This is a genomic window from Mesorhizobium onobrychidis (assembly GCF_024707545.1).
GTDB classification, from domain to species: Bacteria; Pseudomonadota; Alphaproteobacteria; order Rhizobiales; family Rhizobiaceae; genus Mesorhizobium; species Mesorhizobium onobrychidis.
Genome location: NZ_CP062229.1, coordinates 7028098 through 7049455, shown reverse-complemented (window position 1 = coordinate 7049455; position 21358 = coordinate 7028098). Strand labels below are relative to the sequence as shown.

The following is a 21358-nucleotide window of genomic DNA, read 5'->3' as shown; positions in this document are numbered from 1 at the left end:
ATGGAAGAAATTGGTCGGGGCAGACGCTTGCCGCTGTTTCGGTGATGGCCGCTTCGGTCTCGTGGCGGAGCTTTCCGTCCTGCAAGGCTTTTAGGAAGGCGGGCAGGCGGTTGTTTGGTTGGAAATGGAGCTGGGTTGTCCGGCTTGTACGGCTAAGCTCGCCCGGCGACTTTTTTGAGTACTCGGTAAGCCTGCAAATAGGTGCTTCTCCACGAAGTGTGCCGCTTCATCCGCGGCGTCCGCCGGTACGCCTGAAAGTGGTGGACGGTACCTCAGATACGTCGGCGAGGCATCAGGTCTGAGAGGCGGCTTGTACGGTCGGGTCGGCTTGCTCTTCGAGAACGTCGTTGAAGGACGAGTAGTTCAGATTGTAGAGTTTGGAATAAAGCCCACCCATAGCCATCAGTTTGTCGTGGTTACCGGTTTCACTAATTTGGCCATTCTGAAGTACGATGATTCGATCGGCACCGCGGATTGTGGCGAGCCGGTGAGCGATGACAAGCCCAGTGCGGCCTTTCAGGAGTTTTGTCAGAGCCTTCTGGATCAGCATTTCCGTGTAGCTGTCGATGTTGGCGGTGGCCTCGTCAAGAACTAGGATCTTGGCGTCGGCAACGAGAGCGCGGGCGAAACTGACAAGCTGACGCTGGCCGAGAGAAAGGTTGCCGCCGCGTTCGCCGAGTTGGGTATCATACCCGTCGGCAAGGCTCATGATGAAGTCGTGGGCGCCGACCACCTTGGCGGCCTCGATCACTTTGTCCCGCGTAGCTTTCCTCTTGTGGTAGCGGATGTTCTCGAAGACCGTCCCGGTGAACAGAAACGGCTCCTGCAGCACCATGGCGATCTGGAGCCCGAGCGATTCCTGGGTGAGATCGCGCACATCATGTCCGCCGACCAGCACTTGGCCTTGCTGAACATCATAAAAGCGGTGGGCGAGGGCCATCGCGCTCGATTTACCAGAGCCGGTCGGCCCGACCAAGGCGACCGTCTCGCCGGGATTGACCCCGAAGGAGACGTTTTTCAGCACCGGATTTTTGGGATCGTAGCCGAACGTGACGTTCCTGAACTCGACCGAGCCGTCCATTTCGGGCGCAAGGACCTTAGCATCCGGTTTGTCCTGGATCTCGATCCTGACGTCGAGCACATCGGTCAGGCGCTTGCCGGAGGCCATGGCGCGCTGCATCACGGAATATTGCAGAGTAAGTGAGCGAATTGGGTCAAAGAAGCGTTGGATATAGAATATGTAGGCAACCAATACCCCCACATCGACGTGGCCATTCACGATCATGGAGCCGCCGACCACAATGACGACGGCCATGGCGAGACCGGTGAGGCCATCAACGATCGGCACCATGACCTGCGCATACCTGGCCGCGACCAGGTGTGTCCTGAGGTCGGCATGTGCCTTGTCGTCATACAGTAGGAAGTTTACGTGCTGGCGGTCCATGGACTGGACGGTGCGCACGCCGTGAATGGCTTCGGCCAACGCGCCGTTGACGACTGAGTTGGTGTCGTGTGCAGCCATGAAGGCCTCGCGTGCACGCGGCAGCCAGACGATGCGGATCATCAACAGGGCCGGCAAGACCGAGAGCGTGAGAAAGCCCAGGCTGAAATTGACGCAAAGCATTACGAAAACGATGCCGAAGAGAAGCGCGATATCGCCCACGGAGTAGATCGAGCTTTCGAGGAATTCCTGGATAGAGTTGACGTCGCCTTGAAGGCGGGACATCAGTCGTCCGACCTCGGTCTTGTCCATGAATGAGAGCGATACCTTCTGCAGATGGGCAAACATTGCGCGCCGGATGTCGAAGAGGACGTTCTCGGCCATTTTCCCCACCACGGTTTCCTGCGCGTAGGCGGCGCCGAAATTAACCAGAATGGCGAGCGCAAACGCGCCGGCGGCCGCAAGAACGGCCGAGCGATCAACGCCTGCCGGAGTTATGGCGTGGTCGATCGCGTGGCGGATGATCAGCGGGATGAGAAGCTGCGTGCCAGTGAAAACCAGCAATGCGGCAACCGAGACGACTGCCATGGCTCGGTACGGACGAACGAAGGCCCAGATGCGCCGGATGATGTTCTTGTCGAAAGCCCGGCCGAACATCTCCTCCTCGATGCGATGGGAGCCGACGACCGCGCGCGGCGGGCGCCTGCCGCTGTCATTGGGTTCGGTTTCGATTTCGCTGGCGTGCGCCTTGGCCATCAGGGCGCGCCCCTATACGTGGTCGCAATGTCATCTTCCGGGCGTAGCTGAAGATCATAAAGGGCCTTATAGCGTCCCCGCTTGGCCAAAAGCTCCTGATGGGTGCCGCGTTCCACGATCTCGCCATTGTCGACAAACAGGATCCGGTCGGCGTGCTTGAGCGAACTCAGCCGGTGGGCGATGATGATCGTCACCCTATCCTTGGCGAAACGCCGTATCGCCGCGCGGATGCGCTGCTCGGTGGCGGCGTCGATCGCGGCCGTTGAGTCGTCGAAAATGACGATTGATGGGCGCAACATCATCGTGCGAGCTATGGTGAGACGCTGGCGCTGGCCGCCAGAGAGAGAGGCGCCACGTTCGCCGACGACCGTCTTGTAGCCCGCGGGGAGGCCAAGAATGTAATTGTGCAACTGGGCGGATTCGCTAGCGCGCTCGATCCGCTGTTCCTTCGCCCAGGGGTCGCCATAGGCGATGTTGTTCTCGATCGTGGTAGTGAACAGGAATGCATCCTGCTGTACGACGGCGACCGCCTGGCGAAGCGTGGCGAGGGTAACCGCGCGGATGTCCTGCCCGTCAAGCATGATGGTGCCCCCAGTGACATCGTAAAAGCGGGGGATCAGGTGAGCCATTGTCGATTTTCCCGAACCCGGCGGACCCACGATCGCGATCGTCTCGCCCCTACGGGCGCTAAAGGTGATATTCTTCAGAATGGCGCGGTTTCCGGTGCCGGGATATGCAAACGAGACATTGTCGAAGCGCAGAGTGCCTTCACCGATCTCAAGCGGTCTGGCGGTGGAAGCATCCCTGATCGTGATGTCCTGGTCGAGCAGACCGAAGAGGCGCGAACCGCAAGTGTAGGCGCGGGCGAAGCCGTTGACCATCAGACCGATCTGGCGGACGGGCATTTGCAGGATCGTCATGAAGGCCAGGAACATCGTGAGCGTCCCAACGCTGATCTGGCCGGCGATGACCTTGTTGCAACCGATCCAGAGGACCAACCCCATGGCGAAAAAGAAGGCCAGCGTCATTGCCGACGTATTGGGCACGTAGACATCAACCTGCTCGTGGGCGAGTTCGAGCGCGTTTTTCGAGGCGCGGTCGAACTTTACCATTTCATAAGCTTGTGCCGAAAACGCCCGGACAACGCGGATGCCTGCGAGATTTTCCTCCATCACGCGGCCTAGGACGGAAAGCCGCTCCTGCAGGTCGAGCCAGATGACGCGTAGCTTAAGCTGCGTGACCGACGATCTCCAGGCCACGAAAGGCACGAAGCTTAGCGCGATGAGACCGAGCACCGGGTCGGTTGAGATCATCCTGTAGGCGCCGATCCCGATCAGCATGGTGAGCAGAAGCAAGCGAATCAGGGCGGTGGAAAAATACATCCGCACGCCGTCGAGATCGAGGATGCCGAGAGTGATCAGGTCGCCTGAATGCACCCGGTCATGAAAGGAAAAGCTGAGGCGCTGGACCTTGTCGTAACAAGCCAGCCGCAGTTCGTACGCGGCGTGATGCCCGACGGCTTCGGCAAAATAGTTTTGCGCCATCGTGAAGAGGCCGCGTAGCGTACTCGCGGCGAGAAGCAGGAGAGCCGAAGTCCATAGCGCTTGTTCTGCAGCCGTCCCCGTGACACCACTCCCGATTGCCACCTGGGTCTGGTCGACAGCCCAGCCGAGAAGCCAGGGAACTAGCAACTGCAGGATCACGGCTATGATCGTCGAACCGATAGCTAGCGCGACCTGCCACGGGTGCCTCAAATTCATGCGCGTAATGCGCAGCAGAGTGCTCAAGCCCCGGCCCCAACCCGCCGCTTTCACATGCCCGGACGATTTGGGAGAGGTCGTGCCAACAGCATCTCTGCTCACGGTGTGTTCCCGACTGAATTTTGCGCCTTCGGAAGCGAGCCGGTCGACTCACATCAAAGGCGCCCTCCAAGTTGATCCTGACCACTATTGGCTCAACGCGCTGACCCGGCGAGTTGCGCCACGGCTTCGCTCGCTGGCATGTCGACCACCGTGATTCCGCTTGCCGCAAGGAAACGGGCTTCGTTTCTGGTCAGCGCTTGCCCATCCATGATCGCGTAACGTGGGCCTTCTGAGCGCTTCATGATCTGCCTGGCGTAAGTACGAAGCATCTGATCGTTGAAGCGGCAGCCGACGAAGAGAAAGCCCCGATTGGTGCGCCGTTGCTTCACCACATCAGGGATAGGTGTCTGGATATCGATTTCAGTCAGGGCTTCGACATAGTCGGAATCGGCGATGAGAAAATTCGCAGCCGGCCTGATACTGCCATGAGGCGTATAGAGAACCGTCTTTGTCGCTGCTCCGGCGTCGAGTTCCCTTCCGGACAAGTCGTAAGTTCTGGTCCAAATGTTACCGACTTCGTTCGCCCGCGTGACGCCTTGTATCTCGATGACGTCGGTTCGGCCGGCCTCTGCTAGCGACGCGCGCATGGCGCCTTCGTACCAGCTGTCGATGATGAGGGAGAGCGGGAGTCTTGCGAGCCAGGCGTGGAGGAGGCTCGGCGCGGCCGGCGCCGCGAATATATCAGTCATCCAAGCTTGAAGCGTGCGGCGATGCCGGCGCTGCTCGATGAACTGCGCGACTGACCACATATTGGTGCGGATCTTCGAGGGGGCTGGCGCCCGCGTGTTGAGTGCCGCGGCAACTGCTTCGGGGGTACACGGTACAGGCGGCTCCGCAGAGCTGAGCCGGAGGAGACCCGGACCGAGATAAGGAATCACCTGATCGGAGACGAGCGCTTGTCTTGCCAGCTCAAGCAGCTTTCTGGCAAAACTGTCCCGGACGACGACAAGGTGGCCCGAGGTCGGGGTCGTGTTCATGCTCGTTTCCTCTCGATGCCTCTCATTAAGGGGCAGGATTAGTCCTCGTCGGAAAGCTTCCTTGCCTCGACGGTGATCGGCAGACGCGTATGTGGCGGAAGATCGGGTAAGAGGAGCCGCCAGCCGTTCCTGAGCGTTACGACCCCGCCCCACAAATCTTGGTTCTCGAACTTGATAATCGGCTCTTCGAGATCCTTTTTGGGGACATACGCTGACAACCCGGCATCGGTCCTGCGGATCATTACTTTCATCCGGCCGTTCCTTGCTTCGTGTTTTCTTCGGCACTGCAGGGAGCGTCGGCTTTGTCGAGGCTCATCAATTCACGCGCTCGCATGCCGACGACGGTGCCACGGTCGATCCATTCGACCGCATAGATGAAGAACTGCTGTAGAAAGGTGCCAATGTCCCGCACATAGCCCTCTTCACCCTTGCGCACGAGATTTTCGCCGATCTCCCTGCCAGGATAGGTGCCGTCATTCTTTATGTGACGAATGGCACGGACCCGCTCTCCCGGCCTAAATCGGGGAGGCCTGTGGATTTCCACCTCCTGTTCGCGTGCGAGCCACATGGCGGTTCCTTGTTTCTTTGAGGCTACAGTTGTTGATGTTCGCAGGCCCCCCGAGGCAGCCGCTATGCGGGAGCCTGATTGGGGTCAGGCAGGAATGCAGGTCTTCGGCACCGGACATACCGAGGCACATTGCTGCGTCTCGAAGGCTCCCTCGCATTCGGTGCATTTCTGCGGCTCGACCACGTAGCTCTCGCCTTTGAACTTGATCGCACCGGATGGGCATTCGAATTCGCAGGCGCCGCATTGCGTGCATTGGGATGCGATGATCTTGAAAGCCATTTTGACTCCTGGTTCGAGTGGAATAAGACGGCTCAGGCGGTCGCCGTGAGTGCCGGGACGCCAGACTCGGCGGCGTAAATGGCGCCGATTGCCGTCTCAATGTAGTCATGACCGTAAGCGTCGGTTGCTCGGATACCGGCGTCCGCGAGCTGATCCTTGGGGCAATGTCCAATCTTGGCGCAAAGCACGAAGTCTATCCCTTCCAGCGCAGCGATGACGCCGTCGAGAGTGGCATTCTCGCCCCAACCGCCAAGGCAATACTGCTCAACCTTGCGGTGCCCGACAAAGTTGATCCCTGTCGGCGAGGCTTCATACACTTGGAATTCTTTGGCATGGCCGAAGTGTTCATTGACGCGGCCGCCGCCCTTAGTCGCCACCGCGACGAGGAGGGACTTGCCGGAGCTCGCTATCTTGACCATTCCGATCGCTTCGCTCCTGGCCGCCAGGTGATCGCGACGCTCGTCCGCGACCAGCTCCCGATAGGTTTCGCGCTTGCTGGCATCGTACGTGAGCTCGCTGGGAATCTGGTCGAGTGTGAATTCCTGGCCACGATCCTCGCCGAGCAGGCCGACGGCATCTGCCCGGCACTGCCGGCAGTGGCGCATCAACTTGGCGCCGCCTTCAAGACGATCCTGAAGAGCCTTCATCTCCATTGCATTTGGGCCGCGCTGCCCGGTCAGTCCGTAGTGCGTGCCGTGCGCCGGGTCCGAGATCAGAGGCATGACGTTGTGCAGGAACGCGCCTCGTTGCTTGACCAACTTGTTCACCTCAATCAGGTGCTGATCGTTCACGCCAGGGATCATCACCGAATTGATTTTGGTGAGGATGCCGCGCGCGCTCAGCATCTCCAAGCCCAGCATCTGCCGCTCGTGCAAAATCCTGGCGGCTTGGATGCCGACGTAGCGGCGATGGTCGTGAAAGATCCAGGGATAGATCTTTGCCCCGACTTCCGGATCGACCATGTTGATGGTGATCGTCACGTGATCGACATTCATGTCCGCAAGCTCGTCGACGTGGTCTGGCAGCGCGAGCCCGTTGGTAGATACGCAAAGTTTGACGTCGGGGATTTGCCTGGCGACGCGTTCGAATGTTGCCTTCGTCTTCTCCCAGTCGTAACAGGCATCGCCCGGTCCGGCGATGCCAAGCACGGAAAGCTGCGGTACCTCGTTGGCGACCGCGATCACCTTGCGTACCGCCTGGTCGGGCGTCAGCTTTTCCGACACTACCCCGGGCCGGCTTTCGTTGGCGCAGTCATATTTACGATTGCAGTAGTTGCACTGGACATTGCAGGCCGGTGCGACCGCGACGTGCATGCGCGCGAAATAGTGATGCGCCTCTTCTGAAAAGCACGGGTGATCCTTGATTTTGTCCCAGATAGCCGGATCAACATCGTCCGGCCTTGTCGACGAGCCGCAGGAGGAAGATGCGCAGCCACCCGAGTCCGCGCTCGCCAGCAGCTGGTCGGACAACCTGCCGGTCAGGCTCTCAACCGAAATTACCGGTGCGGACATTGAACGGCTCCGTTGCGGGTTAACGTCGCCGTTCAAAGCGCAAGCGCAATGCCAACTCAAAAGGTGCCGCTAGATTACGAATTGGCTTCCGCGTCGGACATCGTGGGGTTGCCCCGACATAACTTTGTCGGAGCTCCGACAGTGCTACGCACACAACGTGAGGAAGACGACTCCGGCCGACATGATCCGAGAGAGAAAGTCGATCCTTTCACCCGTGATCGCCTCGTGACGATCGTCACACGCTCGCGTAGCTTTGGCTCGGGCTCCGACAGGTTCGCGAAACCTGGCGCAGGGTCCTGTTCTCGACGTCACGAGGACGCTAGATCTAGAATTTCTTCACCTCGATATTATGTCGGCGCAGAGCGTATCCGACCTGCCGCGGCGTGACGCCGAGGATACGAGCGGCCTTGGCCTGAACCCAGCCGACCTTCTCCATCGCTTCGATCAGCCGGTCGCGTTCCGTCAGGCGCGGGCCTGTTGCAGGAAAAGCGGGATCGTTTGGAGCGTCGGCCGTATGAGGCAATACGCTATCCTGTGGGTCGGCGAAGCGCCCGGCCGGCATCCGCGATCCAACGGGCGTAATGTTGCTTCGAGCCCGCTCGTCGCCGGTATTGCCGCCGTGCGAATGATCAGCTCTTTTCCAGAGGAGCCAAGACAGGCATTGGTTATTGTTGCAGGCAAAATCCGACGGAGCGATTGTCCTTGAACGCGCTAGCGTGGCCGTCCTTTGCACGCAGTTCTCCAACTCGCGGACGTTACCGGGGAAATAGCATTGCGAGATCAGCTCCAGCGCCGACGGCGCGAAGGCGAGTTCGCGATGGTTCTCCTTGTTGAATCGATCTAGGAAGGCGTTCGCAAGGCGCGGAATATCCCCGGGTCGCTCTCGGAGCGGAGGCAGGATGATTGGCACCACATTGATGCGAAAATAAAGGTCGGCCCTGAACCCCCCGTTTACAACGGCCGTCTCGAGGTCCCTATTGGTGGCGCATATGAGACGGACGTCCACCTGTAGCGTCTTGGTGCCGCCGACACGCTCCAGTTCGCCTTCCTGCAAGACGCGCAACAGCTTGGCTTGAAAGGCAGGCGAAATCTCGCCGATTTCGTCCAGTAGCAGCGTTCCGCCATTCGCCAGTTCAAAGCGGCCGGCGCGCTGCGAGATGGCCCCTGTGAAGGCACCTTTTTCATGCCCGAACAGCTCCGACTCCAGAACGCTTTCAGACAGTGCGGCGCAGTTCAATTTGACGAAAGGTTTCCTCCTCCGACGTGAGAGCTTATGGATGGCCTGCGCAAAAAATTCCTTGCCCGTGCCGCTTTCGCCCCGCAGAAGCACGGTAGAATTCGTCCTTGCAATTATCGATACGGTTTCGAGCACCTGCTTGAGTGCGGGACTTTCCCCGATGATCCCCTCCATTTTGACAGGCGGATGCGGGACGGAGTCGGTCCTGTCCTCATCGGACGAATTCTCCAGTGTCCATTGCGAATCGACGCGCCGCTCACGATCCGTAGTCAGGGCGCGATGGAGGCGAACAGTTCGGCCGACGAGGTTGGCGACCATCGTCAGGAACCCTATGTCCTCATCGTAGAGGGAGCCGGTGGGGCTGTCCCTTACGCGGTCGAGCGACAAGACCCCAAGGATCTTATGCTCAGCCTTCACCGGGATGCCAATAAAGGCAATTGGGAGGGAATTGCCGCTGGGATATGTTTCAGGGTCAGCCTGAAATAGCTCGGACGTGCTGACGTCCGGTATCATGAGCCGCGTCCCCGTAGCGACGATGTGGTCTATCACGGCCTGTGGTACGATGGGGTGTGTGCCTGATCGGGCGGTATCGGCGTCTCCAGCACTCGCGGCAATCTCTGGATCACCTTCAGCGTCCAGTACAACGATTGCTCCGTGACGCATTTGCACGAACGATGGGAGTATATTCGCGGCATTGGCAAGCGTAATCTCCAGCCGCGACGGAGCGGTCAGGGCCTTCGATATCTCGTAGATTCCCCTGAGCCAGATATTTGCATGGGACAGCGCATCGCTGCCCGGTTCGCGGCGGGTGTCTCGAGGTCCTACTTCGTTAACGCGATCCAGCGGTATGTGAGCCATGGAAACACCTCAGGAGTTGTGGTCCCGAATGCTCCTCCCAAGCGCCTTTTGCATTTCAAGCACAGTGTTCACCCGCTCCCTTGCCAGGGAAGGGTTGGCGCTTGGTCGTAACTTCAGGAGTACACAGGTGCGCACCCATCAAACGGTGCGGACGCCGATCATCCGAACTTGAAGAGTACCCCGAAGCCACCGCGCGGATAGTTCCATTCGATCTCGCCGCTGGTCTCGCACAAGATGCGGCAGGTGCCGCACTCCATGCAGCCATCGGCGGTGATTTCAACCTGACCTTTGTCGTTCAACTCGTAGCATTTCGCTGGACAGACGCGGGTCAGCGCGAGCAGATTCGCGCTTGGTTGCTCGTGCGGTCGCACCTTTATATGCGGACGGCCGGAGTCCACCAGATAGCGGTTCTGGTAAAGCTTGTCCTCGACGCGAAATTTCGTCACTGGGTTCGTCATGTTCGTCAGTACCTCACCGCCACGCCAATGCCAGGCGGATCGCGTCGCTGACCAGCCCCAACCGCGATCGCGCCTTGATGAAGGCTGCCGTGGTAGCTTTTTCCTTCTCGATCTTTGGCGTGCCGTCGACACGCATGAAGTTCTGCGCGGCTTGCGACATTAACCGTGGGTAGGTCGTGAAGAAATTGCCGGCGTTATTATGGAGTAAGGCTGGCATGTCTTTGTATTTCCGCAGGTCCTTCACCACGAAGGATTCATCCAGCATCGTTTTGTATAGGGCGAGGTTCCGTTTGGTCATAGGATCGTTGCGTCTCTTGACCTGGATGATAGCCTCAGCCGCAATGCGACCGGAGGTCATGGCGAGGTTCGAACCCTCGCGGTGAATGGCGTTGTTCAATTGCGCAGCATCGCCAACAACGACCCAACCGTCGCCAAAGAGCTGCGGAATTGCCTTGTAGCCACCTTCAGGAATGAGATGCGCCGCGTATTCTTTCACCTCCGAACCGGCGATCAGCGGCCGGATCGAAGGATGGTTTTTTAGCGCGTCCAGGAGGGCGTAAGGGCTCTCCATCTTCGCGGTGAAATCCGAAACGAGGCAGCCGATCCCCAGTGAGATCGATTCCTTGTTGGTGTAGAGGAACCCGAGCCCGGCCATTCCGTGGGATATCGTACCGACGGCCTCGATCACGCAGCCTTCACTCCCTTTGACGCCGAACCGCTGCTCAATGACCTCTTCGGGCAAGAAATGCATTTCCTTGACGGCCAGCGCCACGGCTTCCGGCTTCAGCATCTTGCGCAGGCCGCCTCGCGTGCCAAGCAGCCCGCAGACACCTTCTGCAAGAACCACGACGTCCGCGTAGATCGCTCCGCCGGCCCGATCTGTCCAGACCCCGATCACCTTGCCCTTGTCGTCACGCACGAGTTCCGTCACGGTCGTCTCGCACAGAACCGTCGCGCCGGCCTCGCGCACCCTGCGCGAAAACCATTTATCGAACTGGGCACGGATGATCGTATAGCGATTGGGCTTCACCTCATTGAAGTCCTCCGACCGATAGTGAATCCCGGTGTGGGAGGTCTCGTCCATCACCCATAGGCGTTGTTCGACCAGATGCCGCTCGAGCGGTGCATCATCCCGGAAGTCCGGGATGATCTTCTCCAACATGTTCGCGTACATGATGGCGCCCTGGACATTCTTGGAGCCCGGATATTCACCTCGCTCCAACTGGAGTACCTTCAAGCCGTCGCTTGCCATGGTGTAAGCAGCTGCGTTCCCGGACATGCCGGCCCCGATGACAATGGCGTCGAACTCTTCGTTGATCATCTCCATCTCCCTTAGCTCGCAAGCTTGTCGCGACTGTGCGGTGACAGCCGCCGGGTGAAGGCCTCGGTCAGCGCGGGCAGGAAGCGGACCGCATCGGTGACGATCCCGAGGTGAGCGAAATCGAAAATCGGAGCGTTCGGGTCGGTGTTGATGGCCACGATGAGATCGGCTGCCTCAACTCCAACGCGGTGCTGGATCGCGCCGGAAATACCAGCCGCTATGTAAAGCTTCGGCCGGATTGTCTTGCCAGTCTGGCCGATCTGCCGATCGGCCGGCATCCAGCCCTTTTGGACCAGCGGCCGCGAACAGCCAAATTCGGCGCCGATCGCTCGCGCGAGACTCTTCACAAGCTGCAGGTTCTCCGCCCCGCCGAGACCGAGCCCTCCCGCAACCACCACATCGGCATAGGCGAGATTGGCCGTGCCCGACTGGCTATCCGGCAGGAAGCCAAGGACTTTGGTGACGATTTCATGCTCGACCAGCGACAACTTGTGCGTGATGACACGCCCGATCCCTCTGTCCGCCCGCTGCGGCATGGGCATGACCCTCGGTCGCACCGTCGCCATCTGCGGCCGGTAGTTGAGCGTGTAGATCGTGCATAGCAAGGATCCCCCAAAAGTCGGACGGGTCGCTGCGAGCGAACCATCGGCATCAACGTCCAGTTCGGTGCAGTCGGCCGTGAGCCCTGTCAGCAAGGTCGTCGCGACGGACCCGGCGAGATCCCTGCCGAGCGTGGTCGCACCGAGAAGCAGGATCTCGGGTTTGTAAGTATCAACCAGATCCGTCATCGCCTTGGTGAAAGGCTCATTCCGATAGTCGGCGAGCAGGGGGGCATCGATGAAGTAGACAAGGTCGGCGCCATAGGCGAAAGCTTCGGCAACTGCGTTCTGGGTGGCTTCTTCCGGCGGTCCGAGCACAACGCCCGCGAGCTGGACGCCAAGTTTATCTGCTAGCTTGCGGCCCTCACCAAGCAGTTCGAAGGACACGGGGTGGACCTGGCCGCGTTCGAGCTCGATGAAAACCCAAACGTGCCGATAGTCCCTGAAACGCTCGGGCAGCTCCTTCTTCATCCCGGCACGGCCGGCGGGCGGGCGGGGGGTGTCTGGGTTCGCGCTCGACATATGGTCTGCTCCTTGCCGTCAGGCGCCTTCGAAGGCGAGTTCCGGTTCCAGTGCCGGCTGGCGGGTGAAAATTGCAACAATCAGTTCGTCGGCGAGATCGCGCAGCGTCTTCTCGGCCGTGTCAATTTGCGCCGCCTTTTCCGACCGCGCGGTAGGGGCGAAAACGCGTTTGACGACCGTCGGCGAGCCGCGCAAGCCGCATTTGGTGAGGTCCTCAATGCCGGCCTCGGCCGCACTCCATTTCACAATCCGGCTGCGCGCGGCGCACAATGCGTCTTCGACCGAGCCCCGGCGCATCTCGTTTGTGCCTTCCAGCATGGTGATGAGGCAAGGCAGGCTGCTCTTCAGCTTCTGGGTGCCGCCCTCGCAACGGCGCTCGACCGTGATCTCGCGAGCAGCAAGATCAATGGAGGCGATTTTCGCGACATAGGTGAGTTGCACAAGATCGAGACGCTTGGCTATGCCGGGCCCGACTTGGGCGGTGTCGCCGTCTATCGTCTGTTTGCCCGTGAAGACCACGTCCGGCGGGCCGAACGTCTCGCCAATTTTCGCGATTGCCTGGGAAAGAGCAAAGGAAGTCGCCAGTGTGTCGGAACCGGCAAAATAGCGGTCGGTCAAAAGCACCGCGCGATCAGCGCCGTAGCCGAGCGCCTTGCGCAGGGAGTCCTCTGCCATGGGTGGACCCATAGTGAGCACGGTAACCTCCCCACCATACGCGTCGCGTAGCCTAAGTGCTTCTTCGAGGGCGAATAGGTCGTAAGGGTTGATGATGGTTGGCACACCCTGGCGCATGATGGTGTTCGTCACCGGATGGACCCGTATCTGTGCCGAGTCCGGCACCTGCTTGATGCTGACGACGATGTGCATTGGCGTTCTCTACGCTGTTATCCCGATGCGGGCTGGCGGTGCGAGTTCTTGGCAGCATCATTCGTGCCAAGTGTTTTGCGGCCCTATTCCCTTGAGTTGGGCCTGCTCAATTCGGAAGGCGCCGTTGCGATCCCGAATTTGTCGACTTCTTGACATTGTCGCGTCGCAACTATGTCGCGTTTATTCCCTGCCGAACCGCTTCAGGACGGAATCGAAAGGAACGAAGGCGCGGCCTGTCGTGCAAGGCCTATCCGGATCGTGATCTTTGAGCACCTTGAAGACCCGGTGCGTGAGTGGCGAGGATACCGCGAAATCCTCGAAGGCGCGTTCCAGCATGGCGCGTACGCGCGCGGCGATCACCTGGTCGGGCAGACCGGAGAAATCTTCCTCGGCAAGGTATTGGCCCACGCGCTTCATGATATGGAGCCGTGAGACATTGAGCACCTTTGGATCATAGGAGACGCCAAGGACAGCAAAGAACTCCTCCGCGGACGACAGGCCTTTCAGTCGCGTGAGGATATCGGTGGCATCGATGGGACGGCCGTCAGCGGAACAAGTCATTGCATTCTCCCTTGTCGGAAAACTGTGGGCCAGATACGAAAAACTCTGATCTGCAGCCGAAATCCGCAACTTGATGGACGAGATGGGCTGAGCCAGCGAGGTAATCGCTTCGTCGACAAGGCTGTGCATCCGGTGGCCGGGCGTGGCGCACGGGCGTCAATGGCCGCAGTACCGTGTAGAGCGGGATGGGCGACTATCTCCGCATTGGGCCTCGACCTGGCTCGGCTCCGACCGAGGTGGGACCACGGTCTTGTCGCCAGCACCAATGGAGACACCGGCCGGCTACGGCCGTATCCCGCGCCTTGATCTCCGCAATGTTTGGACGTCATAGCCGATGGGACGGCGGAACGTCTTCTGCTTCGCGCCGCGTGGCTGCTATTCCGATTTGAGATGATGGCGAGGACAGCCGACATCACCACCTTCACCCGATTCCAAGATCTCTGCCGACCGCATCGCTGCACATTCTGTCGTAGAGATCGACCAGTTGAATCGCTGTGATGCTCGATTTGATCTCGGCCGCCTTGCGGCGGACGCAGGCAAGCATCGCGGCTGCCAGATCGGGGTCAAGGTCGCGGCCGCTTTCGCTCAGCACATGGGCAATCGCGGTGGCGCCAGAATGCTTGCCGATGACGATACGCCGGCAACGGCCCACGAGAACTGGATCGAGCCCCTGATATGTACGCGGGTCCTTCAGCAGCCCTGCGACGTGAATGCCGGATTCATGGGCAAAAACATCGGCCCCGACGATCGGCTTAGTGGCGGCTATCGATCGGCGGGCTGCCTGCGCCACCTCGGCTGCCAGGGCGGGCAGTGCGGTCAGGTCGATGCCGGTATCTGCGCCCTGGAGCACGGCCATCGCGGCGGCCACCTCTTCCAGCGCGGCATTGCCCGCGCGCTCGCCGAGTCCAAGGACGGTGACCGAGGCATGGCGCGCGCCGGCGCGGATCGCCGCCAGCGTGTTGGCGGTAGCGAGGCCGAGATCGTTGTGCGCATGGAATTCAAGGTCGACGGGAGACTGCGCTGCGAGCTGGGTGACAAGTTCGAAGGTCGAAAAGGGGTCGAGGACGCCGACCGTGTCGGCCAGCCTGACACGGCTCGCGCCGGCGCGCGCTGCCGTCTCAATAACGCGGGCGAGATGATCCCGCTCGGCCCGCGAAGCATCCTCGCAGCCCACCGCGACGAAGAAGCCGCTGGCGATTGCGCGCCCGACCATACGCTCGATGAGCTGGAGCGCTCCTGCCTGATCGAGGCCGAGCTTGGCGGCAAGTTGGATGTCCGACGCAGGCAACGACAGATTGACGGCGGGGACGCCGCTCTCGACCGCTGCATCGAAATCCTCCGAGGTCATCCGGCACCAGGCCGTGAGCCGCACCGGGAGGCCCCGTGCAACCGCAGCGCGAATTGTGTCGATTTCGTCGGCGCCCATAACCGGCGTGCCGATCTCGATCTCCGGAACGCCGGCTGCCGCAAGCGACTCGGCGATCTCAAGCTTTTCCGCCACAGTGAAGGCAACGCCGGGTGCCTGCTCGCCGTCGCGCAGGGTTGTATCGTTGAGAAAGATCCGACTGCTCATGAATGGTCGCCGGTTCTTCTGGCGATGAGACCTGGAACGCATTGAAGGTCTTCGGTACTCCGCCTATCCGGCCCAGAAATGGGGGCGTCGCGCAGCTTCTCCACGATTGCAGGCAAGACCTCGAGCACCCGGTCCACGTCTTCTTGGTCGTTGTCACGCGCGAAAGAGAAGCGGACCGCCCCATGTGGTATTTTCATCGCCCTCAGGACATGGCTCGGCTCCGCACAGCCGGAGGTGCAGGCGGATCCCGAGGAACAGACGATGCCGTCGCGGTCGAGGAGATTCAGGATTCCATTGCCTTGGATGGGTTCGAAGGTGATGTTTGCGGTGTTTGGCAAGCGCTCCAGCGGGTCGCCGTTGACGAAGGTGTTTGGCACACGCTGGAGAAGCCCGTTCTCCAGCCGGTCCCGGAGCCGCTTTATCCGTCTGGTCTCGTCATCCATGAATTTCAAGGCGAGTTTGGCTGCCGTGCCGAGCCCGACGATGCCGGGCGTGTTTTCGGTGCCCGCACGCCGGTCGCTCTCTTGGTGACCCCCCTTGATCAGCGAGTGGAAGCGCACACCGCGCTTGACGAAAAGTGCGCCGACCCCCTTCGGTCCATGCAATTTATGGCTGGAGAGCGACAGCATGTCGATTGCGGTCGATTTCAGGTCAATCGGGAGCTTGCCGACTGCCTGCACGGCATCAGTGTGGAAAAGGGCGCCGACTTCCTTGGCCAATTCGGCGAGCTTGGCGACAGGGAAGATCGTACCAGTCTCGTTGTTGGCCCACATGATCGAGACGATTGCCACGTTTGGGCTGAGAGCAGCCCGGTAAGCGTCAACGTCGAGCCGGCCGTGGCGATCTACCGGGATCCTGTGCACCTTGACGCGGCGCGTCTCCTCAAGATGCGCGCAGAGCGTCAGCACGGCTGGATGTTCGACGGCGGAAGTCACGATCTCGGTACGGTCAGGCATCACCTCGAGCGCCGAAAGAATGGCCGCATTGTCGCTTTCCGTTCCGCCCGAGGTGAAGGTGATCTCGTCGTCGAACTCCGCGCCGATCAGCGCCTGCAACTGCCGCCGCGCGTTTCTCAACGCGGCGCCGGCAAGGGCGCCAAAACCGTGCGCCGACGAAGGGTTGCCGAATTGATGCGTAAGCAACGGCAACATCGCTTCAACGACTTCAGGATCGATCCGTGTCGTTGCGTTGTTGTCGAGATAGACAACTTTCATGGGCTTTGGTCCTCAATGGATCGGAATGACGTGAAGGCGCAACCCGGTTTCACTGAGCCTTGCACATGCCGTTGCTGGGGGAGACGATTTAGAGCCGGTGCAGGTGCCCCACAGGTTAGCGTAGACTGGGCCGCCATCGCACCGACAAGCTCACCTCAGGCGCCCTCTCTCCTTCTTCGGCAGTCAACTAAATGACTTGCCGCAGGAGCACTTCCCGCTCGCATTCGGATTGTCGAAGACAAAGCCGGAGGTTTCGAGACCCGTGACGAAGTCGACGGCCATGCCGGCGACATGGAACTGGGAGCCGGCGTCTATGAACACCTTGATCCCATCGGTCTCGATGATCGCGTCGCCCTCGCGCGAGACGCTCTCCAAGCCCATTGAGTATTTGAAACCAGAGCAGCCGCCAGCCTGGACCATGATGCGAAAGCCTTCTGCCGGCTCACTAGCGGCGGAAAGAGCGGTCTTAACTGCGGCAACGGCCTTGTCGGTGAGCGTAATCATTGCTCCCTTTCTCCTCGGTGCGTGACGGTTTGGGCATCACCGCGCATGAACCGTGCCAATGGGAAAAAACCGTTTCCGAACAGTGGGACTTCGCTAAGACGGCGACGATCCTGGCTCGGCTGTGTCGCTAAGGCGTCGGCTTTCGACACGTGTTGTCGGATTTGTCGAGTCCGCTACAGGGGGGTGGATCCGAGTTACCGCTGAACGGGCACGTAGGCCAGGTTTCCGAGATCCTTCGAGGAGTTGGTACGAGTTTTGAGGCTCGCTTTTGGCGAGGGCTAAGGCTCCCGACCGCAGTATGCGCTAGCAGGGGTAACACATGCACCAGCCCGAGAAACCTTCGCCGGAGAGAATTCGGCGGGCACGGGAAGACAGCCCCAAAATCCGCGGCCGGGATCTCGCTGCCCAATTGGGTATTTCGGAAGCGGAGCTCGTCGCGGCACATTGTGGTTTTGGCACGGTGCGCATCGAGCCGCGTGTGAATGACGTGCTAGCCGGCCTCGGCGCGGTTGGCGAGGTCATGGCGCTGACCCGCAATGACAGTGCCGTGCATGAGAAGATAGGCTTCTACGATAAGGTGTTCACGGGCAAGCATCACGCTATCGTGCTCGGCAATGACATTGATCTGCGCATCTTCCTGAAGGTGTGGGCGCATGGCTTTGCCGTCGAGACACGCGATGGCGGGGAGATCCGCCGCAGCCTGCAATTCTTCGACGCCGCCGGCGAGGCAGTGCACAAGGTGCATCTGAGGCCGTCCTCCAACCTCTACGCCTATCAAAAACTGACAGGCGAGCTCCAATCCTCAAACCAGGAATCAATCCTGTCGGTTAAGCAGAGGTCAGCCGAAAATGTCGCAAAGATTCCGGACCAAGCCGCTACCGGCGACGACCTACGGGAGCACTGGAGCCGGCTGACCGACGTGCATCAGTTCTTCGACATGCTGAAGACGCTGAAGCTCGACCGCCGCCAGGCGGTGCGCATGGTCGGCCAGGATTACGCCTGGCTGCTCGACAACGATGCCGTCAGCGCCATGTTCCATCATGCGGCCGAGGACGAGATGCCGATCATGTGCTTCGTCGGCAATCGTGGCTGCATCCAGATCCATTCCGGCCCTATCAAGTCGGTCAAGCAGATCGGGCCTTCGATCAACGTGCTCGACGACACTTTCCACCTGCATCTCAGGACCCACCACATCCGCGAGGTTTGGGCTGTGCGCAAGCCGACCAAGGACGGCCATGTCACCTCTCTCGAAGCCTATGGCGCCGACGGCAAGATGATCATCCAGTTTTTCGGGACGCGCAAGGAAGGCGAACCCGAGCGTGACGATTGGCGGTTATTGACCGAGAACCTGCCGCGCACTCCCAGCGCACCCGGGGCTTGACGATGCATATTTATTTACGTGTTCGCTCGGCGTCCGCGCCGCTACTCTCGATTCTGCTGACCACCGCTCTGCCTGCCGAGCCAACGAGGGCACAGCAGTTTGCGACCCGCCGCCAATCGCCTCGATCGGGGGCTCCATCCCCCTGTGCTTCCGTTGCGATGAGCCACAACCGGAAGCTGCCCAATGTGGCTAATGCGTCAGCCGCCCGCGGAGGGGTGTTATGTCGGTCGATTGTCCAGCAACCCGACCCTGTACGGCAGCGGGCGGGAGAAAGCAATCGACGTAATATCGATTGGTCCCTCCATCAAGTTGACAGAGGACGGCCTCCACAAAGGCATCCTCGAATAGTCCGTGTTGCCGGCAAGGCCCTCGCGTCGAATGCCAAGCTCGATAAAAGGTAGCGTCCCAGATGGATGCAAAGCTGAAAGCCGCCAAAAAAGCAGACCGCATCATCAAAGAACGCCAACGCATCCTGTTCGTGCTATCGGCGCAGGGCAGCTAGATTCTTGCCACAAGCAGCGACACAGCAGTCAACGGCCGGCTTGCCGGTGCGGCCAGTGCGGTCGAGGATTTCTCGGGCTACAAGCAGTGTCTGACGAGGCGATCGTCACCGCCAGCCGATAGGATCTGAACGAATTTGGGGCTGCCGATCTCGGACGTTGAGCTATTTGGCGGCGCCCGATGGCCTAGGCGCCGGCGGACCTAGGCCATCTTCTCGCCATAGGCGGGGCCGATGCGGCCCCAATCTCCGGCTCGCTCAGCCGCTCGGCGGCAACTAATCAACTTGCGCATGAGGTTAGGATACGGAGCCTTTCCACGAGCGCGCAGGTTCACCATGTCGTCTGTCATCGATAGTCCTTCGAATTACTTTTGTCGGCAACCCGACCTTACCCGGCGATGTGTCGCTGACGACCGCAAAGCCGCTCGCTCGCTTGTATGGGCTAATCTTTGTCAAGGTGATCTTTCAGTCGTTCCGTCTCCTTGTTCCTCGTTCAGCCGTGGCGCCCATTTGTTCCTGCTTTGGCTCCGGGGTTCATTGGGGCGCCGCGCGCAGTGACGGTCAAGGGTGGGCCTCTGGCCCATCGCGAAGCGACTTGCCCTTGATGGTCACGAGCACGGCGGCAGCGTTACATTGAGGCCGGCAGGTGCCCTGTTCGTAGAGGTCTACAACTTGCAAACCGAGGGGAGCTCGCCATCAGGCGCCCGAAAACGCGCCGCAAGCTTGTATGCGGTTGATCCTCGCGGATCAAAAACCATGATGCAGCCATACGCATCGGCGGCGAAGCTCCGGGCAGTGGGCCCATTCTACAGCGCGGCGTCGTAAGCCATGTGAGCGACCGGGATCACCACCACCTCGGATCGTTATTGGCAGACGCTATTGCAGCTGCCAAACTTCAATGCTCGTCCTGTCGAACGCTCCTCCATGCTTTATACCGGACGCAGGGCTACTCCCGTCGGGATCTCGCCGGTCGTGACAAGTCGCCAGAATGCAATCAGCAGCTTGCGTGCCAAAGCCACGATCATTGTCTTGCGCGTACCGCCACGGCCATCGGCCGTTCTCGCGCAAAACCAGTGCGCCAGCGCGCTGTCCTTTTGGAATTGGAGGAACCGCCAAGCCAATAGGATCATGCCGTAGCGGACGCGAGCGTTGCCGGCCCGCGCAAGACCTTTCTCGCGCCTGCGTTGGCCGCTCTCATCCGGCGCCCCGGTAAGTCCGGCATAGCGGGCGACGGCTCTCCGATCACGCAGGCCGCGTGAGAGAATCTCATTCACCAGCATGTCCGCAGTCTCGATACCGACACCGCTGATCCGCGCAAGAAGGCGAACCATTGCGAGCGGACCCTTCTCCGTGTCCGGAACCACCGAGAGCTGCCGCAACCGCTCCTGTTCGATCTCGTGGATTTGTTCACGCAACAGGTGAAGCCGTCCGAGATTACGGCGCAACTCGGCTCGGCTTCGTTCCGGTAGGGGCATACCTTCCGCGGTATGCAGGGCCTCCAGTTTCTCGGCAGCTTTGCGCAGATTGGGTTTGAAGGCGCGAATGCCGAAGCGAGCGAGGATTGCCTTGATGCGGTTGACGATCCGTGTACGTTCGCGGACGAGATTGTCTCGTTCACGGTTCGGACGGCGGGCCTCCTCCTCATCGATGGTTGGGATGGCTGCCATGCTGCAGTGGCGCTTCTCGCCCCGCAGCCAGCCAAGAAAGGCGCGCATCAACAGTTCGGTATCGAGGCGATCGGTCTTGGCACGCCGATGTTCGCGGGAAACCGCGACGCTCGATGGATGTATGACATAAGCCTCGACAGCGCGCGCCTGGAGCCAGCGCGCCAACCAAAAGCCGTCGCGTCCAGCCTCATAGGCGACAACGATGCGCCGGACTTCACGCCCGGCCTGGATGGCTTCGCTGCGCCAGCGGCGCAACAGCCTGAGCACCGAATCCGGGTCGGCATCGAGCTTCTTGAGAGGGTTACGTTCAAAGCCAGGGACCGTCGCAGCAATGAGCCACTTTGTCTGGCTCATCTCAATCACTGCGACCAACGTGCTGTCTTGATCAAGGGTGGTAAGGGATTTGCTTGCATCAAAGGATGGTGACATGGGGGCGCTCCTTGGGTAGCTGCTCAACAGCGCCGAGGGTGCCACACGCTCGCCGCCGCCCATAGCATCTACAGCGCTTGTATGGGCTAATCTTTGTCAAGGTGATCTTTCAGTCGTTCCGTCTCCTTGTTCCTCGTTCAGCCGTGGCGCCCATTTGTTCCTGCTTTGGCTCCGGGGTTCATTGGGGCGCCGCGCGCAGTGACGGTCAAGGGTGGGCCTCTGGCCCATCGCGAAGCGACTTGCCCTTGATGGTCACGAGCACGGCGGCAGCGTT

At 60.3% G+C, this 21358-nt stretch carries 18 protein-coding genes; 1 reads left to right on the top strand and 17 read right to left on the bottom strand.

Going from position 1 to position 21358, the window contains the following annotated elements; genetic code table 11:
• Window positions 1–292: 292 nt before the first annotated feature.
• The 16 genes from IHQ72_RS34815 to IHQ72_RS34740 all read right to left on the bottom strand — a co-directional run bounded on the left by IHQ72_RS34815 (window position 293) and on the right by IHQ72_RS34740 (window position 17108).
• On the bottom strand, window positions 293–2197 hold the full coding sequence (locus tag IHQ72_RS34815) for an ABC transporter ATP-binding protein (RefSeq protein WP_258120306.1): 1905 nt from the start codon (window positions 2195–2197) through the stop codon (window positions 293–295).
• The gene (locus IHQ72_RS34810) at window positions 2197–4059 is read right to left on the bottom strand and encodes an ABC transporter ATP-binding protein (protein ID WP_258120304.1); all 1863 of its coding nucleotides are present in this window, start codon (window positions 4057–4059) and stop codon (window positions 2197–2199) included. Before IHQ72_RS34810 ends, IHQ72_RS34815 begins: the two co-directional genes overlap by 1 nt.
• 92 nt (window positions 4060–4151) lie before the next feature.
• On the bottom strand, window positions 4152–5036 hold the full coding sequence (locus IHQ72_RS34805) for an SIR2 family NAD-dependent protein deacylase (protein ID WP_258120302.1): 885 nt from the start codon (window positions 5034–5036) through the stop codon (window positions 4152–4154).
• A gap of 38 nt (window positions 5037–5074) precedes the next feature.
• Window positions 5075–5287 carry a putative nitrogen fixation protein NifT gene (gene nifT, locus IHQ72_RS34800; protein WP_123150881.1) on the bottom strand — a complete coding sequence of 71 codons (213 nt, stop codon included), beginning with the start codon at window positions 5285–5287 and terminating at the stop codon, window positions 5075–5077.
• The gene (locus IHQ72_RS34795; protein ID WP_258120301.1) at window positions 5284–5604 is read right to left on the bottom strand and encodes a nitrogen fixation protein NifZ; all 321 of its coding nucleotides are present in this window, start codon (window positions 5602–5604) and stop codon (window positions 5284–5286) included. The genes nifT and IHQ72_RS34795 overlap by 4 nt, the downstream gene beginning before the upstream one ends.
• Before the next feature lie 84 nt (window positions 5605–5688).
• Window positions 5689–5883 (bottom strand): 4Fe-4S binding protein, encoded by a 195-nt coding sequence (locus IHQ72_RS34790; protein ID WP_258120300.1) that lies wholly within the window; start codon window positions 5881–5883, stop codon window positions 5689–5691.
• 32 nt (window positions 5884–5915) lie between these two features.
• The gene (gene nifB, locus IHQ72_RS34785) at window positions 5916–7394 is read right to left on the bottom strand and encodes a nitrogenase cofactor biosynthesis protein NifB (RefSeq protein WP_258120299.1); all 1479 of its coding nucleotides are present in this window, start codon (window positions 7392–7394) and stop codon (window positions 5916–5918) included.
• Window positions 7395–7719: 325 nt separating this feature from the next.
• The gene (gene nifA, locus IHQ72_RS34780; RefSeq protein ID WP_258120298.1) at window positions 7720–9489 is read right to left on the bottom strand and encodes a nif-specific transcriptional activator NifA; all 1770 of its coding nucleotides are present in this window, start codon (window positions 9487–9489) and stop codon (window positions 7720–7722) included.
• A 158-nt stretch (window positions 9490–9647) separates the two neighbouring features.
• Entirely contained in the window at window positions 9648–9947 is a 300-nt protein-coding gene (locus IHQ72_RS34775; RefSeq protein WP_128176693.1) for a ferredoxin family protein, read from the bottom strand.
• Window positions 9948–9960: 13 nt separating this feature from the next.
• Window positions 9961–11268 (bottom strand): FAD-binding protein, encoded by a 1308-nt coding sequence (locus IHQ72_RS34770; protein ID WP_258120295.1) that lies wholly within the window; start codon window positions 11266–11268, stop codon window positions 9961–9963.
• Window positions 11269–11279: 11 nt separating this feature from the next.
• The gene (locus IHQ72_RS34765; protein WP_258120294.1) at window positions 11280–12389 is read right to left on the bottom strand and encodes an electron transfer flavoprotein subunit alpha/FixB family protein; all 1110 of its coding nucleotides are present in this window, start codon (window positions 12387–12389) and stop codon (window positions 11280–11282) included.
• 18 nt (window positions 12390–12407) lie between these two features.
• Complete coding sequence (locus tag IHQ72_RS34760; protein WP_258120293.1) at window positions 12408–13256, bottom strand: electron transfer flavoprotein subunit beta/FixA family protein; 849 nt, start codon at window positions 13254–13256, stop codon at window positions 12408–12410.
• A gap of 180 nt (window positions 13257–13436) precedes the next feature.
• Entirely contained in the window at window positions 13437–13817 is a 381-nt protein-coding gene (gene nifW, locus IHQ72_RS34755) for a nitrogenase stabilizing/protective protein NifW (protein WP_258120292.1), read from the bottom strand.
• Between the two features lie 421 nt (window positions 13818–14238).
• Window positions 14239–15390 carry a homocitrate synthase gene (gene nifV, locus IHQ72_RS34750; RefSeq protein WP_258120290.1) on the bottom strand — a complete coding sequence of 384 codons (1152 nt, stop codon included), beginning with the start codon at window positions 15388–15390 and terminating at the stop codon, window positions 14239–14241.
• Complete coding sequence (gene nifS / locus IHQ72_RS34745; protein WP_258120288.1) at window positions 15387–16604, bottom strand: cysteine desulfurase NifS; 1218 nt, start codon at window positions 16602–16604, stop codon at window positions 15387–15389. The genes nifV and nifS overlap by 4 nt, the downstream gene beginning before the upstream one ends.
• Window positions 16605–16787: 183 nt before the next feature.
• The gene (locus tag IHQ72_RS34740) at window positions 16788–17108 is read right to left on the bottom strand and encodes an iron-sulfur cluster assembly accessory protein (RefSeq protein ID WP_258120287.1); all 321 of its coding nucleotides are present in this window, start codon (window positions 17106–17108) and stop codon (window positions 16788–16790) included.
• Window positions 17109–17427: 319 nt separating this feature from the next.
• Here IHQ72_RS34740 and IHQ72_RS34735 point away from each other — a divergent pair, with 319 nt between their 5' ends.
• On the top strand, window positions 17428–18489 hold the full coding sequence (locus IHQ72_RS34735) for a hemin-degrading factor (RefSeq protein ID WP_258120286.1): 1062 nt from the start codon (window positions 17428–17430) through the stop codon (window positions 18487–18489).
• Between the two features lie 1428 nt (window positions 18490–19917).
• Here the strand turns inward: IHQ72_RS34735 and IHQ72_RS34730 are convergent.
• A complete protein-coding gene (locus IHQ72_RS34730) occupies window positions 19918–21084 on the bottom strand; it encodes an IS110 family RNA-guided transposase (protein WP_441338650.1) in 1167 nt (388 codons plus the stop codon).
• Between the last annotated feature and the right edge of the window lie 274 nt (window positions 21085–21358).

What these genes read in the sequence shown, in the direction of transcription:
- nifB (WP_258120299.1), bottom strand. Translation starts at nt 7,394, where the DNA reads ATGTCCGCACCGGTAATTTCGGTTGAGAGCCTGACCGGCAGGTTGTCC.
- nifV (WP_258120290.1), bottom strand. Translation starts at nt 15,390, where the DNA reads ATGAGCAGTCGGATCTTTCTCAACGATACAACCCTGCGCGACGGCGAG.
- IHQ72_RS34740 (WP_258120287.1), bottom strand. Translation starts at nt 17,108, where the DNA reads ATGATTACGCTCACCGACAAGGCCGTTGCCGCAGTTAAGACCGCTCTT.
- IHQ72_RS34735 (WP_258120286.1), top strand. Translation starts at nt 17,428, where the DNA reads ATGCACCAGCCCGAGAAACCTTCGCCGGAGAGAATTCGGCGGGCACGG.
- IHQ72_RS34775 (WP_128176693.1), bottom strand. Translation starts at nt 9,947, where the DNA reads ATGACGAACCCAGTGACGAAATTTCGCGTCGAGGACAAGCTTTACCAG.
- IHQ72_RS34760 (WP_258120293.1), bottom strand. Translation starts at nt 13,256, where the DNA reads ATGCACATCGTCGTCAGCATCAAGCAGGTGCCGGACTCGGCACAGATA.
- IHQ72_RS34770 (WP_258120295.1), bottom strand. Translation starts at nt 11,268, where the DNA reads ATGATCAACGAAGAGTTCGACGCCATTGTCATCGGGGCCGGCATGTCC.
- nifS (WP_258120288.1), bottom strand. Translation starts at nt 16,604, where the DNA reads ATGAAAGTTGTCTATCTCGACAACAACGCAACGACACGGATCGATCCT.
- IHQ72_RS34815 (WP_258120306.1), bottom strand. Translation starts at nt 2,197, where the DNA reads ATGGCCAAGGCGCACGCCAGCGAAATCGAAACCGAACCCAATGACAGC.
- nifT (WP_123150881.1), bottom strand. Translation starts at nt 5,287, where the DNA reads ATGAAAGTAATGATCCGCAGGACCGATGCCGGGTTGTCAGCGTATGTC.
- IHQ72_RS34730 (WP_441338650.1), bottom strand. Translation starts at nt 21,084, where the DNA reads ATGTCACCATCCTTTGATGCAAGCAAATCCCTTACCACCCTTGATCAA.
- nifW (WP_258120292.1), bottom strand. Translation starts at nt 13,817, where the DNA reads ATGACTTGTTCCGCTGACGGCCGTCCCATCGATGCCACCGATATCCTC.
- IHQ72_RS34790 (WP_258120300.1), bottom strand. Translation starts at nt 5,883, where the DNA reads ATGGCTTTCAAGATCATCGCATCCCAATGCACGCAATGCGGCGCCTGC.
- IHQ72_RS34765 (WP_258120294.1), bottom strand. Translation starts at nt 12,389, where the DNA reads ATGTCGAGCGCGAACCCAGACACCCCCCGCCCGCCCGCCGGCCGTGCC.
- IHQ72_RS34795 (WP_258120301.1), bottom strand. Translation starts at nt 5,604, where the DNA reads ATGTGGCTCGCACGCGAACAGGAGGTGGAAATCCACAGGCCTCCCCGA.
- nifA (WP_258120298.1), bottom strand. Translation starts at nt 9,489, where the DNA reads ATGGCTCACATACCGCTGGATCGCGTTAACGAAGTAGGACCTCGAGAC.
- IHQ72_RS34805 (WP_258120302.1), bottom strand. Translation starts at nt 5,036, where the DNA reads ATGAACACGACCCCGACCTCGGGCCACCTTGTCGTCGTCCGGGACAGT.